We start from the raw sequence: 14,579 nt of genomic DNA, 5'->3' as shown, positions 1-14,579 counted from the left end.
AAGAATTACTCTCCTAGCCCTTCTGATTTGATAACACTTGTTACTGCATCTAATGCTTCTTGTTCATCAGAACCTTCTGCAATGATTTTAATTTCTGCGCCTTGAGGAATACCGAGTGACATAACACCCATAATAGATTTTAAGTTAATAGCTTTTCCATTATATTCAAGTGTCATATCTGATGCGTAACCACCTGCTTTGTTTACAAGAACTGTTGCTGGACGAGCGTGAACGCCTGTTTCGTCTGTGATTTTCATTGTTTTTTCTACTGCCATAATAAAATACCTCCCAGTAATTTTGTTTTAAATTAGTGCTACTTCTTAATTTTACTCTTTTTATAGGGTTCATTTCAAGAATCCTATCACAAAAGTATTAATATTTTTATATTCCACTAACATTTAAGACATAAACATTATAATTCAGCATATTAAGCTAGACAAGTTTTTTAATCAATTTTATTCTATGGAATTTAGCAATTTCAATAAATAGACATAATTATTTTGTTGTTTTGCTTATTTTTTATTCTTCATTTTATCGGTTAACCAATCTAAAACATCTTGAAAAACTTCATGACGATTTATTTCATTTAATATTTCATGCCGTCCATTTGGGTATAAATGCAAGTTTAAATTTTCAAAGCCTTCTGATACATAGAATTCCATTAGCTTTTTTAGTCCCTTGCCATAATTGCCCACTGGATCTTCCTCACCACTGATTAATAATATGGGAAGGTCTTGGGCTACCTCATTATGTGTATTGGATTGTTGGACTTTTTCTATTCCATCGTATAATACAAAAAAGAATTGATTGGTGGGTGTAAAACCACAATAATCATCTTTCAAGTATTCCTCGATAATTGTAGGATCCCTCGTTAACCAATCAAAGACAGTAGAATTATTTTTAATTTTTTTATTGTATCCTAAAAAAGTTAAGCGATTTAATATTTCGCCTTTTTGTTTTTCATCATTTTTGCGAATCAAAAAGCGTGCAAGCTTTTTTGCTGAAGAAAGGATGTAAGGAGATTGAAATCCACTTCCAGATAAAATAACTCCATCTAAGTAGGCGGGCCTTTTTTGTAGGTATCTTCTAGCTAAAAAAGACCCCATGCTATGTCCCAATAAATATACGGGTAAAGTAGGAAACTTCCTATTTATATAGGTCGTCACCTCATTTAAATCTTCTACTAAGGTATCAATATCTTCACTTTTTGTGAAATACCCTAACGATTGATTTTGCTCCCCTGTTTGCCCATGTCCCCTGTGATCATTTCCGATAACAAGAAAGCCATGATCTGCTAGAAATTGAGCAAAAGCATTATACCGACTTATGTGTTCGACCATACCGTGAGATAGTTGGACAATGGCTTGTGGGCTTTGATTTTTAGGCATCCAAGTTTTTATAAAAATGTTAGTGTTATCTTTCATTTTCAACCAAGTAGTTTCCATCACCAAACAGGATCCCTCCCTTTTTTCTATTATATAAGAAGATTGATAATATTCATAAGGATTTGATGGAATAAGAAATTTATCTTGCGTAGTAGATAGAAATTATGCTACATTATGATTATGGATTCGACCGTCTAGGAGGTGCACGCAACATGTTAGCAGTTGCGATTACATTATTAATCATTGATGTCATAACACTAATTACAGTAGTATTGTTACAATCAGGGAAGAGCGCAGGACTCTCAGGTGCCATTTCTGGTGGTGCTGAGCAATTATTTGGTAAGCAAAAAGCACGAGGTATTGATGCTGTTTTGCATAAAATTACCGTTGTAACTGGAGCACTCTTTTTTATTCTTACATTTTGGATTGCTTACATTATCTAAGCGTAGAAAATGCATGAACATATATGTGTTGTGTACGAAGATAATCCCTTGCTATATTATAAGTAGGGGATTTTTTTATTACATAATTTTTTTGGTTAAATAGTGTTTTAAAATAAATAATAAAGGAAATGCAGTAAGGAAAGGAGCAAAATTCGATGAAAGTTAAAGAACCAGAACCTTTTTTCTTTGAAGGAGGGGAAAGAGCGGTTTTATTGTTACATGGTTTCACTGGGCACTCTGCTGATGTAAGAATGCTAGGCCGTTTCTTAAATAGCAAAGGATATACATGCTCTGCTCCGATCTACCGGGGCCATGGGAAGTCACCTGAGGAATTAGTTCAAGCAAATGCGACTGAGTGGTGGGAGGATGCCTTATCAGCTTTACAGGAACTACAGGACAAGGGCTATGAAAAGGTAGCTGTAGCAGGTTTATCCCTCGGTGGTGTGTTGGGATTAAAAATAGCCTACAGTAATCCTATTGAGGCTGTTATTCCGATGTGTTCTCCTATGTTTTTTGATAACGAAGAACAACTAACATGGGGCTTTAAACGTTTTGCAAAAGAATATAAACAATTAGAGAAAAAAGATGAAGAGACAATTGATAGAGAAGTCGAAGCATTGATAGAAGACGCAAAGGATTTATTTTTAGAAGTTGCCTCTGCTATTCAAGATGTGAAGGATAATGTCGACACCATTTACACACCAACGATGGTGGTACAAGCAAGTAAAGATCAAATGATCAATACTGAAAGTGCGAATTATATTTATGAAAATGTTGAAGCAGAGCATAAGGAAATAAAATGGTATGAAGAATCTGGACATGCAATTACATTTGATAAAGAAAAGGATCAATTGCATGAAGATATTTATAAGTTTTTAGAATCGTTAGATTGGTGATTGACCATAATAAAGACAAGTTAATGAAAAGGAAAAGAAGGTGAACGTATGGAAGCAAGTGAATGGAAACTGCAAATTCAAGATTATTTTAATGAAAAAGCAACACGACCATTATCTGTTGAAGAAATTCAAGAGATATTTGAATTAGAAGGCTCTACTGATTTTACTGAGTTAGTGAAAGCGTTAAATGAATTAGAAGATGAAGGAATGCTAATTAGAACGAGAAAGAACAGATATGGATTGCCTGAAAAAATGAATCTGGTAAGAGGAACAATTCAGATGCATGCTAAGGGATTTGCATTTTTACTACCGGACGAAGAAGATCGAGATGATGTCTATATAAATCATGCGGATTTAAGTTCAGCTATGAACGGTGATAAAGTATTTGTCCGTGTCGATAATCAAGATGAAAGTGGCAAACGTTCAGAGGGTGTTGTCATTCGAATTTTGGAACGTGCTTCAAGTAGGATTGTTGGAACATATGAAAATAATGGTGCTTTTGGTTTTGTAATTGCTGATGATAAGCGAATTCCAAATGATATTTTCATTCCGAAATCAGCATCAAATGGAGCGGTCGATGGGCATAAAGTAATTATTGAAATTACAAAATACCCTGAGGGAAGAATGAGTGCAGAGGGACAAGTTGTCCACATTTTAGGACATAAAAATGATCCAGGAATGGATATTCTTTCTATCATCTATAAAAACGGCATTGCTATCGATTTTCCAGAAGAAGTACTTGAGCAAGCTGCTAATATCCCAGAGGAAATTGATCCAAGTGAAATAAAAAACAGAAGAGATTTACGGGATGAAACTATTGTTACTATTGATGGTGCAGATGCAAAGGATTTGGATGATGCAGTAACGGTTAAGCGCCTAGACAATGGGAATTATAAATTGGGCGTATATATTGCGGATGTAACGCATTATGTAGAAGAGAATTCTCCAATCGATCAAGAAGCATTTGATAGAGGAACGAGTGTCTATTTAGTCGACCGTGTGATACCGATGATTCCTCACCGTTTATCCAATGGAATTTGTTCCCTGAATCCACAAGTTGATCGCTTAACACTCGGTTGTGAAATGGAAATTGATTTAAATGGTGAAATTGTCAATCATGAGATATTTCAAAGTGTTATAAGAACAACAGAAAGAATGACATATAAAGCTGTTAACGAAATACTTGCTGATAAAAATGAAGAAACAATTGCAAAATATAGATCACTTGTACCAATGTTTCAAGATATGAGTGACCTCGCTGAAGTATTGCGAAAGAAACGGTTTGGTCGCGGTGCTATTGATTTTGATTTTAAAGAAGCACAAGTATTAGTCGATGATAAAGGAAAAGCTGTAGATGTAGAAATTCGTGAAAGATCTGTTGGTGAACGATTAATTGAAGAGTTTATGCTTTGTGCGAATGAAACAGTGGCGGAACACTTCCACTGGATGGATGTACCATTTATCCATCGAATTCACGAAGACCCCGACCCAGCAAAGCTTCAAACGTTCTTTGAATTTATCGCAAGATTTGGTTATGTGGTAAAAGGAAGTTCTAACGAAATCCATCCACAAGCACTGCAACGTGTGTTAGAAGAAGTAGACGGTGCGGATGAAGAAATGATAATTTCAAAATTGATGCTACGGTCGATGAAGCAAGCGAAATATGATCCCAATAGCATTGGTCACTTTGGACTGGCAACCCAATTTTATACCCATTTTACCTCTCCAATTAGGAGGTATCCAGATTTAATTGTGCATCGATTAATTAGAACCTATTTAATTAATAATAATCTAGATGCAGCTACAAGGAATCACTGGAAAGAGAAAATGCCTGAAATTGCTAAACATGCTTCCATAAAAGAACGGTCTGCTGTAGATGCCGAACGAGAAGTTGATGATCTGAAAAAAGCAGAGTATATGCTTGATAAGATTGATGAAGAATTTGAGGGTGTTATTAGCTCTGTCACTAATTTTGGATTGTTTGTGGAGCTCGCTAATACAGTGGAAGGACTTGTCCATGTTAGCTATTTAACAGATGATTATTATCATTTTGATGAAAAAGCATATGCAATGATTGGAGAACGAACAGGGAATGTTTTTCAAGTTGGAGATACCATTGAAGTTAAAGTGGCAAACGTTAATATCGAAGAACGCGCAGTCGATTTTGAAGTAGTCGGTATGGTTCCAAGAAAAACTAGAACGACAAGTAAGACATCTAAAGTAATTGATACAAAGAAAAAGGATAATGGAAAAATAAAGAAAGTTGCAAAAAAAGCACAGAAAAAAGCACCAGGTGAAAAGAACAAAAAGAAATCAAGTAAGAAAAGACGAAAATAGGAGAATTTATTCTCCTATTTTTCGTTTCGGCAATTAATGGCAACTTCTCTTTCTTTTTGTTAAAATGTACGGTACAGGAAGTAGGAGGAAATAAAAATGGGAAAAGGACAAAGTAAAGTAATTGCACAAAATCGTAAGGCTAGTCATGATTATTTTATTGAAGAAACGTATGAAGCAGGAATCGTTCTTCAAGGTACTGAAATAAAATCGATTCGAGCAGGAAAAGTGAACTTAAAAGATAGCTTCGCTCGTATTTCTAATGGAGAAGCTTATGTACACAATATGCATATTTCCACATATGAACAAGGTAATCGATTTAATCATGACCCAACAAGAGCAAGAAAACTATTGCTTCATCAAAAACAAATTGATAAATTATTTGGGGAAACACAGCAAGCTGGTTATGCTCTAATACCATTAAGAGTCTATGTTAAAAATGGTTTTGCCAAGGTTCTAATCGGCGTAGGTAGAGGGAAGAAAAAATATGATAAGCGAGAAGATCTTAAACAAAAGCAAGCGAAAAGAGATATTGATCGTGCGATTAAGGATAACCTTCATTAATCCAGTTATTTTCTTTCTCTTATAAATATGTTATACTAATAAAGTAGTACAATTAAATAATTGAGTGAAATTTATACTTTCATTCCGTTACTACCTTTTTAATTAAGGGGACGTTACGGATTCGACAGGGGTAGATTGAGCTCAAGTCGCGCGTCGAGGCTACGACTCGTTAACCGTTACAGCCAATTATAACTGGCAAAGAAAACAATTACTCTTTAGCAGCTGCGTAAGCAATGCTAAAGGATCCTTCCTATCATCGCCCATGTGCTAGATGAAGGGTCTCACTTATTAGTGGGCTACGCTATGCTCCTCCGTCTGGGGAGTTATAGAAGAGATTAATCAGACTAGCTATTCGGACGCCTGTTGGTAGGCAGAAGAACTAGCGAATTACGAATGTACCAACTACACGCGTAGACGCTTGAGTGCCAATATCTCTGGACGTGGGTTCGACTCCCACCGTCTCCACCAATCATCTAGAAACGTTGATATGGTGGTTTTTTATTTTTATTGATACATTTTCGTTAATATTTTTAGCTATATTGATATTATTAATTGATTAGAAGTCGTCTTTCATTAAAGGAACGGCTTTTTTTATTTGCACAATTATTCAAGTGGGATCATTTATATTAAATAAATATTTAACTTCTGATTTTCAAAAAATAATATGAGGTTTTTTTGGAAATTTTTTTAAATCCATCTAAATATTAATTATAAAATGTGGTGGGAATAATCTGTAAGTTTACAAGAGGAAACATATGGAATTATAATAGTGTGTGATCGGTTAATTTACATAAGTAGAAAAATCATTTCTGAAATTATCCGTAGGATCAAGGAGGAAGATATGATCACAACCATTTTAAATTTATTAACTTTTCTTTTATTATTCTGTATAGTAATCGGATTTTTGGTGGGATTAGTTTGGTTTTTTATTAGAATCCTTATCAAAATACCTTAATAAAAATTAATATATTTTGATGGTACAATTAACTCAAGGTTTTTAATTGTACAAGCTGTTTCACCTAATTTTAAAACAAGGGCGTTAAATTGTAAGGGGAATGTAAAACTTTTCATGTAGATATTCTTAGTGAAGCTTGGCAAAACACATAAAAAATGAAAGAGGAAAATAAAATGACGGAATTACTAAAAGATAAATATAGCCCGGATTTTTTTGAGCAATTTATTAATATTGTAAAATCACGCTACACTGCTTTTGAAGAAAATAAATTTATGAATGTAATTTATGATGGGGAATGGGATCAGAAAGAATTAAAAGAACGTATGAGACACATTTCAATAGCACTGAATCAAACTATTTCAGAGCCGTACGAAGATATTATAAAAATATTAATTGATATAGCACCGGAATGCAGTGGTTTTGAATATTTATTCTTCCCTGACTTTGTAGAGGTTTATGGTCAAGAGGATTGGGAAGTCTCGATGACTGCACTAGAGCATTTTACTAAATATTCTAGTTCGGAGTTTGCAGTTCGAGCATTTATTATGAAAAATGAATCTAAAATGATGGAACAGATGAAATGTTGGGCATTGAACGAGAATCATCATGTCAGAAGATTAGCAACAGAAGGATGTCGGCCACGTCTACCATGGGCAGCCCCGTTAACTTCTTTTAAAAAAGATCCATCCTTGGTGATCCCAATTTTAGAGCAATTAAAAAAGGATCCCTCAAAGTATGTTCAAAAAAGTGTGGCCAATAATCTAAATGATATATCAAAGGACCACCCAGCAATTGTAAAAGAAATAATTCGTAAGTGGAGTGATAGAAACCCAGAAACGGAGTGGATACTTAAACATGGGAGTCGTACGCTTCTGAAAAATGGGGATGTAGAAACCCTCCACTTATTTGGTTATGCTACACCTAAGGATATTAGTGTAGATAATTTATCAATATCCAAACCTAAAATATCACTAGGAGAGACATTAACATTCTCATTTAATCTAAATAACGAATCAGAGCATCCACAAAAATTGAGAGTTGAATATGCCATTTATTTTGTTAAAGCTAATGGAAAACAATCTAAAAAAATATTTCATTTATCTCAAAAAAATTATAAGGGTGGAGTACATACTTTGACACGGAAGCATGTGTTTAAGAACTTAACGACAAGAAAGCACTATTCAGGTAAGCACGCAATCAGTCTTCTAGTAAATGGGGAAGAAAAAGCGACGACAACTTTTGAATTGCTTGTGTGAAGTATTTACTTTTCTATATTTTTATCATCTCAATTTAACAGTAAATATATCCCTTCAGTGAATTATATCGTTTAAATCAATACTATAAAAAAAGCTATTTACCGATTAGTAGGAAATAGCTTTTTTTGTTTAGCTAGTATCTATACAATAACCTAAATATTTCAAGACTTTGATTAATAGCTCTGTTACTATGTATTTTATTTATATTAAAATATGATTAATTAGATCTATTAATGGCATTTATTTCTTTTCATAGACCATATATATTCCTAAGAATAATCGGTACTAAAGTGCTTATAAGCAAAATTGTGATAAGTAATGGTATGCAAAATGCGAGTCCAAAGTAATGGTTGTGGTTTAATAACATGTATTAAATTTACATGTTATTATTTTATAAATAAAAAAATTATGGTAACCTTACCTGTAATTACAATATTCAGAATAGTTGGATTAGTTATAATTTGGTAAATTAACCCTTTATAGTATATTAAGTTATAAAAAGGGCATAATTGTTTTAGGAGGGATTATTTATGTCAGGTCCAGCTTTAAGAAAAATTGATAGCCACGAAGCTATTCATGACGCTGCACTACAGGAAGCTCAAGAATTAACGAATGTTGTTGCAAATTTATTAAAAGAAGGAGATGTAGATAGAGCGTTAGAAGCGGCTTATATTACAGTAGAACATTGGGAAACTCGCACGCTTGCCCATGCAGACGCAGAGGAAAAAGGATTGTATCAAGAAATTGTCGAAAATTCACCGGACTTATCAAAAAATGTAACCGCTTTAATGAGAGATCATGACATATTAAGACTATTAATTAAAGAAGTAAAAGAAATACTGGAAAAAGACGGTATTTGTGAAAGGGTACTGAATCGATTTCACGCGCTAATCTTGGTTGATGAATTACACAATAAGGAAGAAATGAAGGTATTACCAGAGCATTAAATAATTTTGGAGGTGTTAAGTTGAATTCAAAAACAAATCCATCATCAATAAAATTATTAAGATCCGCCTACCCTCAATTATATGATTATTTAATAAAAGAATTATCTGCACATAATATACATTCATTTGATATTCAAGCAACTAGCAGGGATATAGGAACTGAAGTAGAAATTCAAGTTCAATTCGGAGAAGAATTTAATAATACGTATAGCAAAACATTTTCAAAAGAAAAAGTTACGGAGATAAATGATGCATTTAGTAATTTTTGTGAAGAAATTGCAGAAACTTGTAAAGAAACATTGATTGCAGACTATTTCAAAATGGTTAAACCATAGGAAGAGAGGGATAAGCATGTTTCAATACGAAGAAGAAGCTGCAATAGGAGAAGATAGAGAAGATTTAATTCAGTTACTAACCATGCGATTTGGTTCCATGCCTCCAAATGTTTTAGAAGCAATTTATCAGTTAAATGAGTTTGAAACAATTGAACGATTAATCCTTGTTGCCGCTAATGCGCCGACTCTAAAAACATTCTTAGAGGAATTACAAGAAGGACAAGGTAATTTTAAAATTGTTGGTGAACGGTTTAACCCTATCGAATACATTCAAAAAAGTGGTGATGAAAATGAGAAATAAGAAAAATAGCATTTTTAATCATTTGAAATTTTTAAAACCAGGCGAACGAATAAACGATGGATTTACAGAAGAAAGTCCACGCTCAAGAGAATGGGAAAAAATGTATCGACAAAGGTGGCAGCATGACAAAGTCGTCCGTTCAACACATGGGGTAAATTGCACCGGTTCATGTAGCTGGAAAATATATGTGAAGGATGGCATTATCACTTCTGAGACACAACAAACCGATTATCCGACAACTGGTGCTGACTTTCCGGAATATGAACCTCGAGGATGTCCCAGAGGTGCTAGTTTTTCTTGGTATACCTATAGTCCTGTAAGGGTAAAATACCCCTATATACGTAGTGATCTCTATCAAATGTGGAAAGATGAACGAGAGCTAGAAAAGGATCCTGTTAAAGCTTGGAGCAATATAACTAGTGACCCAGAAAAACGCTCTAAATATGTGAAAGCAAGAGGAAAAGGAGGATTTGTTCGAGCAAATTGGAGAGATGCTTGTGAAATGATCGCAAGTGCAACGATACATACAATAAAAACATATGGTCCAGATCGTGTGACTGGATTTAGTCCAATTCCAGCAATGTCAATGGTTAGTTATTCGGCAGGTACACGATTTTTGTCTCTAATTGGGGGGAATATTTTAAGCTTCTATGATTGGTACGCAGATCTTCCACCTGCATCCCCACAGGTATGGGGAGAACAAACGGATGTACCTGAAAGTGCGGATTGGTATAATGCCAAATACTTTATAATTTGGGGCACTAATTTACCACAAACCCGTACCCCGGACGCTCACTTTATGGTGGAAGCTAGATATAATGGAACTAAAGTGGTAGGTGTTAGTCCAGATTATGCGGAATATGAGAAATTTGCTGATATTTGGTTACCAGCAAGAGCTGGAACGGATGGCGCATTAGCAATGGCGATGACGCATGTAATTTTGAAAGAATTTTATGTTGATAATCCAACTCCCTATTTTATAGATTACGCTAAAAAATTTACTGATTTACCGTTTTTAATTACTATTGATCCACACGGCGATGCGTATCGATCTGGACGATTTTTACATTCTTCTGATTTAAATGAAACGCAAAATTTAGGTGATTGGAAGACAGTACTTTGGGATGGGAATTCCAACTCAGTTACAGTCCCCAATGGCACGCAAGGCCATCGTTGGGATGGCGATAACAAGTGGAATTTAAATTTAGAAAAAGATGATGGATCTATAATTGATCCAGAGCTAAGTTTTTTGTCTATGGCAGAAGATACGCTACAAGTGGAATTTCCTTACTTTGCAAAAGAACACGGTGATTTAGTTACTCGTGGTATACCTGTCAAGCACATTAAGGATAAAAATGGAAAGGAATTAATTGTTACCACAGTGTACGATCTAATGATGGCTCATACAGGGGTTAGTAGAGGGCTCCCAGGAGACTATCCTATAGACTATAATGACGAAAAACCATATACGCCTGCATGGCAAGAAAGTATTACTGGTGTAAACAAACAGCATGTCATTACAGTAGCAAGAGAATTTGCTGACAATGCAGCGAGAACAAAAGGTAAATCAATGATTGCTATGGGTGGGGGAACAAATCATTGGTACCATAGTGATCAAATATATCGATCAATCTTAAATCTTGTATTACTTACGGGATCACAAGGTGTTAATGGAGGAGGATGGGCCCATTATGTTGGTCAAGAAAAAGTTAGACCTGTAGAGGGCTGGCAAACAGTTGCATTTGCAAAGGACTGGGGAAGTCCCCCTCGCTTACAAAATGGTACATCTTTCTTTTATTTCGCAACTGATCAATACCGTTACGAAGAAAAAAGTGAAGTAACTAAAAATAACTGGGGTGGTAAATATAGTGAAATGCACCCTGCTGATGTAAATGCGTTATCAGCGAGACTTGGCTGGCTACCGTCATATCCACAGTTCACGCAAAACTCTATTGATTTAGTTACAGAAGCTCGAAAAAGCGGTGCATCTTCTAATCAAGAAATTATTGATTCTGTTGTAGAAAAAGTAAAAAAAGGTGAGATTGATTGGTCTATAGAAAATCCAGATGATCCTAGAAATTTCCCGCGCGTCTTCTTTAATTGGCGGTCAAACTTACTGGGTGATAGTGGCAAGGGTCACGAATATTTTGTTAAACATTTAATTGGAGGAGAAGATCAAGTTTTAGCTGATGCAGAACTTTCTTGGAAGCCAGAAACAGTAAATGTTAAAGAAAATGGTGCAGAAGGTAAAGCAGATTTGTTTGTCAGTGTTGATTTTAGAATGACGAGCTCTGGTCTGTTTTCCGATATTGTACTTCCTACTGCAACATGGTATGAAAAATTTGATCTAAGTACAACAGATCTTCATCCATTTATTCATCCATTTAATGCAGCAATTTCACCTCCATGGGAAGCTAAAAGTGACTGGGATGGTTTTCGTGAGATAGCTAAGGTATTCTCTGAGCTTGCTGAAAAGCATTTACCAGCTGAAACGGAGGAAATAGTAACGTCACCATTAGGTCACGATTCAAAGGATGAAATTGCTCAGCCAAATGGTAAAATATTAGATTGGCGAAAAGGGGAAGTAGAAGCCATTCCTGGGAAAACAATGCCAAATTTTGCTGTTGTGAAACGCGATTATCCTAATGTCTATCAAAAAATGACCACAATCGGTTCAGCTCTTAAAAAAGGCTATGGAATGAAGGGGATTAAATTACCTGGTGATAAGGTTTATGAAGAACTTAAAGAACGGTTGGGTGTATCGAAAAGAGAAGGAATTGGTAAAGGAAACCCTGACTTATACACAGATATAAAAGCTATTGAAACAATTCTATTGATGTCTGGAGCTTCCAATGGAAAGCGTGCCGTTGAAGGCTGGAAATCTTTAGAAGAGAAAACTGGTCAAAAATTAACAGAAATAGCTGAGGGAAGGGAAGAAGAGGCGTTTACCTTAGGTGACCTTACTGCTCAACCTCGTCAAACGATTTCAACACCTGTTTGGAGTGGACTGGAGAAGGATGGACGAAGATATTCTCCTTTTACGGTTAATACCGAATATAGTATACCATGGAGAACACTAACGGGAAGACAAAGCTTTTATGTGGATCATGAAATGATGCTTGATTTTGGTGAAGGCTTACCTACCTATTTACCGCCGCTTTCAAAAGGTCCGTATGTTAAAGGTGAAAAAGAGGCAGAGCATGATGAGAAGTCCATTACTATCCGTTATTTAACACCACACCAAAAGTGGGGAATTCACACCATGTTTACTGAAACTTCTGCAATGGTTCAATTATTCAGAGGTTGGCAAGTAGTATGGATGAATGAAAAAGATGGAGCATCAATTGGATTGAAAGATAATGACTGGATAGAGGTTTATAACCGAAATGGAGCAATATCAGCAAGAGTAGTACTTACTTATCGAATTCCGCGTGGTATGGCCTATATGCACCACGCACAGGACCGTACCATGGGTGTTCCTGCTACCACAGTAGGCAAAAAAAAGCGAGGTGGTACACATAATAGCGTTACTCGAATAACTGCAAAACCAACACATATGATAGGTGGTTATTCCCAATTTAGTTATGGATTTAATTATTATGGTCCAACCGGAAGTCAACGAGATACGATTGCAATTATCAAACCGTTGAAGGAGGTAAATTGGCTTGAGAATTAAAGCGCAAGTTGCAATGGTTATGCACTTAGATAAATGTATAGGGTGTCATACATGCTCAGTTACTTGTAAAAGCACATGGACAAATAGACCAGGTACAGAATATATGTGGTTTAATAACGTAGAAACAAGACCTGGTCCAGGTTATCCAAAAGAATGGGAAAACCAAGACAAGTTTAAAGGTGGATGGGAATATAAGAACGGTAAGCTCCGGTTGAAGGCTGGTGGACCGATGTCAAAATTGAAAAATATTTTTTATAACCCGGATATGGGAACGTTGGACGATTATTATGAGCCGTGGACATATGATTATGCGAATTTAATAAACAGTCCAAAATCTGAGCATTTACCTGTGGCAAGGCCACAATCGATGATAACGGGTAAATACATGGACAAACCAGAATGGGGATCCAACTGGGATGATGACCTTGCGGGGGGAAGTGAAGTTGTACCGCTTGATCCCAATGTACAGCATCTTCAAGAGCATATTGCTATGGAGTACGAAAAAACATTTATGATGTACTTACCACGAATCTGCGAACACTGTCTAAATCCTTCTTGTGTTGCTTCTTGTCCATCAGGAGCACTATACAAAAGAGATGAAGATGGGGTTGTTTTAGTAGATCAGGAAGAATGCCGAGGGTGGCGCTTTTGTATGAATGGCTGCCCATATAACAAGGTTTATTATAATTGGAATACCCACAAAGCTGAGAAATGTAATTTTTGTTATCCAAGAACAGAAGCGGGATTACCAACTATTTGTTCAGAAACTTGTGTGGGCCGAATTAGATATATTGGTGTGGTATTGTACGATGCCGATAAAGTTAAAGAAGCAGCATCGGTAGAAGATCCGCAAGATTTATATGAAGCTCAATTGGATTGTTTTCTTGATCCATTTGATCCTGAAGTTATTGCAGAGGCAGAAAAAGAAGGCATTAATAACGAATGGATTAAAGGGGCACAGGAATCACCAATTTATAAAATGGCTATTAAATGGAAAATAGCTTTACCATTACATCCAGAATATCGGACGTTGCCGATGGTATGGTACGTTCCACCACTCAGTCCAATTATGAATCATGTGACCAATGAAGATGAACTAAATACCGATGGCTACATTCCTACAGTTGATCAAATGCGAATTCCAATTGAATATTTAGCGTCGCTTTTGTCTGCTGGTGATACGGAGGTAATTAGAAAAGTACTTCTTAAATTAACGGCAATGAGAGTGCATATGCGTTCTGTAAATGTAGGTGGAGTTGATCCCCTTAGTGAAAGTAAGTTACTTGAAGAAGCAGGAATTGATGTGGAGACGGTTGAAGAAATGGCGCGTTTGTTAGGTGTTGCAAAATATAATGAACGTTTCGTGATTCCTACTGGCCGAAGAGAAATGGATGATGATTTATATTATCAACAAGGTGCTTGTAGCCTTGAAGATTTAGCCCCTCCTGAAGGTGTTGTAACAGCCCCTTTTGAAAGGAGAAATTAAT

At 35.7% G+C, this 14,579-nt stretch carries 12 protein-coding genes and 1 other RNA gene; 11 read left to right on the top strand and 2 right to left on the bottom strand.

Going from position 1 to position 14,579, the window contains the following annotated elements; genetic code table 11:
• Window positions 1-5: 5 nt before the first annotated feature.
• Both DFR57_RS10840 and DFR57_RS10835 read right to left on the bottom strand, forming a co-directional pair.
• Window positions 6-275 carry a phosphocarrier protein HPr gene (locus tag DFR57_RS10840; protein WP_114353179.1) on the bottom strand — a complete coding sequence of 90 codons (270 nt, stop codon included), beginning with the start codon at window positions 273-275 and terminating at the stop codon, window positions 6-8.
• A 237-nt stretch (window positions 276-512) separates the two neighbouring features.
• Window positions 513-1,445, bottom strand: a complete 933-nt coding sequence (locus DFR57_RS10835) for an alpha/beta hydrolase (protein WP_245937450.1) — start codon at window positions 1,443-1,445, stop codon at window positions 513-515.
• Window positions 1,446-1,597: 152 nt separating this feature from the next.
• Between DFR57_RS10835 and secG the strand changes: the two genes are divergently transcribed.
• From secG to narH, 11 genes are all read left to right on the top strand, one after another.
• The gene (gene secG / locus DFR57_RS10830) at window positions 1,598-1,828 is read left to right on the top strand and encodes a preprotein translocase subunit SecG (protein WP_114353177.1); all 231 of its coding nucleotides are present in this window, start codon (window positions 1,598-1,600) and stop codon (window positions 1,826-1,828) included.
• A gap of 155 nt (window positions 1,829-1,983) precedes the next feature.
• Entirely contained in the window at window positions 1,984-2,724 is a 741-nt protein-coding gene (locus tag DFR57_RS10825) for an alpha/beta hydrolase (RefSeq protein WP_114353176.1), read from the top strand.
• Window positions 2,725-2,772: 48 nt separating this feature from the next.
• Window positions 2,773-5,061, top strand: coding sequence for a ribonuclease R (gene rnr / locus DFR57_RS10820; protein WP_114353175.1), 2,289 nt, complete (start codon window positions 2,773-2,775; stop codon window positions 5,059-5,061).
• Window positions 5,062-5,157: 96 nt separating this feature from the next.
• Entirely contained in the window at window positions 5,158-5,622 is a 465-nt protein-coding gene (gene smpB / locus DFR57_RS10815; RefSeq protein WP_114353174.1) for an SsrA-binding protein SmpB, read from the top strand.
• Window positions 5,623-5,728: 106 nt separating this feature from the next.
• Window positions 5,729-6,090: a transfer-messenger RNA gene (ssrA, locus tag DFR57_RS10810) on the top strand.
• A gap of 660 nt (window positions 6,091-6,750) precedes the next feature.
• Window positions 6,751-7,833: a DNA alkylation repair protein gene (locus tag DFR57_RS10805; RefSeq protein ID WP_114353173.1), complete on the top strand. Its 1,083-nt coding sequence runs from the start codon at window positions 6,751-6,753 to the stop codon at window positions 7,831-7,833.
• A gap of 530 nt (window positions 7,834-8,363) precedes the next feature.
• The gene (locus tag DFR57_RS10800) at window positions 8,364-8,780 is read left to right on the top strand and encodes a hemerythrin domain-containing protein (protein ID WP_114353172.1); all 417 of its coding nucleotides are present in this window, start codon (window positions 8,364-8,366) and stop codon (window positions 8,778-8,780) included.
• 20 nt (window positions 8,781-8,800) lie between these two features.
• On the top strand, window positions 8,801-9,115 hold the full coding sequence (locus DFR57_RS10795) for a hypothetical protein (RefSeq protein ID WP_114353171.1): 315 nt from the start codon (window positions 8,801-8,803) through the stop codon (window positions 9,113-9,115).
• Between the two features lie 16 nt (window positions 9,116-9,131).
• Window positions 9,132-9,416 carry a hypothetical protein gene (locus DFR57_RS10790; protein WP_114353170.1) on the top strand — a complete coding sequence of 95 codons (285 nt, stop codon included), beginning with the start codon at window positions 9,132-9,134 and terminating at the stop codon, window positions 9,414-9,416.
• A complete protein-coding gene (locus tag DFR57_RS10785; RefSeq protein ID WP_114353169.1) occupies window positions 9,406-13,092 on the top strand; it encodes a nitrate reductase subunit alpha in 3,687 nt (1,228 codons plus the stop codon). The genes DFR57_RS10790 and DFR57_RS10785 overlap by 11 nt, the downstream gene beginning before the upstream one ends.
• Window positions 13,082-14,578, top strand: coding sequence for a nitrate reductase subunit beta (gene narH, locus DFR57_RS10780; protein ID WP_114353168.1), 1,497 nt, complete (start codon window positions 13,082-13,084; stop codon window positions 14,576-14,578). The genes DFR57_RS10785 and narH overlap by 11 nt, the downstream gene beginning before the upstream one ends.
• Window position 14,579 lies beyond the last annotated feature (1 nt).

This window comes from Saliterribacillus persicus, assembly GCF_003337485.1.
GTDB classification, from domain to species: domain Bacteria; phylum Bacillota; class Bacilli; order Bacillales; family Amphibacillaceae; genus Saliterribacillus; species Saliterribacillus persicus.
The sequence above is the reverse complement of the archived record's forward strand: the minus strand, read 5'-3'. Positions and strand labels throughout refer to the sequence as shown.

Coding starts and splice junctions, on each gene's coding strand:
- DFR57_RS10840 (WP_114353179.1), bottom strand. CDS start 275: ATGGCAGTAGAAAAAACAATGAAAATCACAGACGAAACAGGCGTTCAC.
- DFR57_RS10835 (WP_245937450.1), bottom strand. CDS start 1,445: ATGGAAACTACTTGGTTGAAAATGAAAGATAACACTAACATTTTTATA.
- secG (WP_114353177.1), top strand. CDS start 1,598: ATGTTAGCAGTTGCGATTACATTATTAATCATTGATGTCATAACACTA.
- DFR57_RS10825 (WP_114353176.1), top strand. CDS start 1,984: ATGAAAGTTAAAGAACCAGAACCTTTTTTCTTTGAAGGAGGGGAAAGA.
- rnr (WP_114353175.1), top strand. CDS start 2,773: ATGGAAGCAAGTGAATGGAAACTGCAAATTCAAGATTATTTTAATGAA.
- smpB (WP_114353174.1), top strand. CDS start 5,158: ATGGGAAAAGGACAAAGTAAAGTAATTGCACAAAATCGTAAGGCTAGT.
- DFR57_RS10805 (WP_114353173.1), top strand. CDS start 6,751: ATGACGGAATTACTAAAAGATAAATATAGCCCGGATTTTTTTGAGCAA.
- DFR57_RS10800 (WP_114353172.1), top strand. CDS start 8,364: ATGTCAGGTCCAGCTTTAAGAAAAATTGATAGCCACGAAGCTATTCAT.
- DFR57_RS10790 (WP_114353170.1), top strand. CDS start 9,132: ATGTTTCAATACGAAGAAGAAGCTGCAATAGGAGAAGATAGAGAAGAT.
- DFR57_RS10785 (WP_114353169.1), top strand. CDS start 9,406: ATGAGAAATAAGAAAAATAGCATTTTTAATCATTTGAAATTTTTAAAA.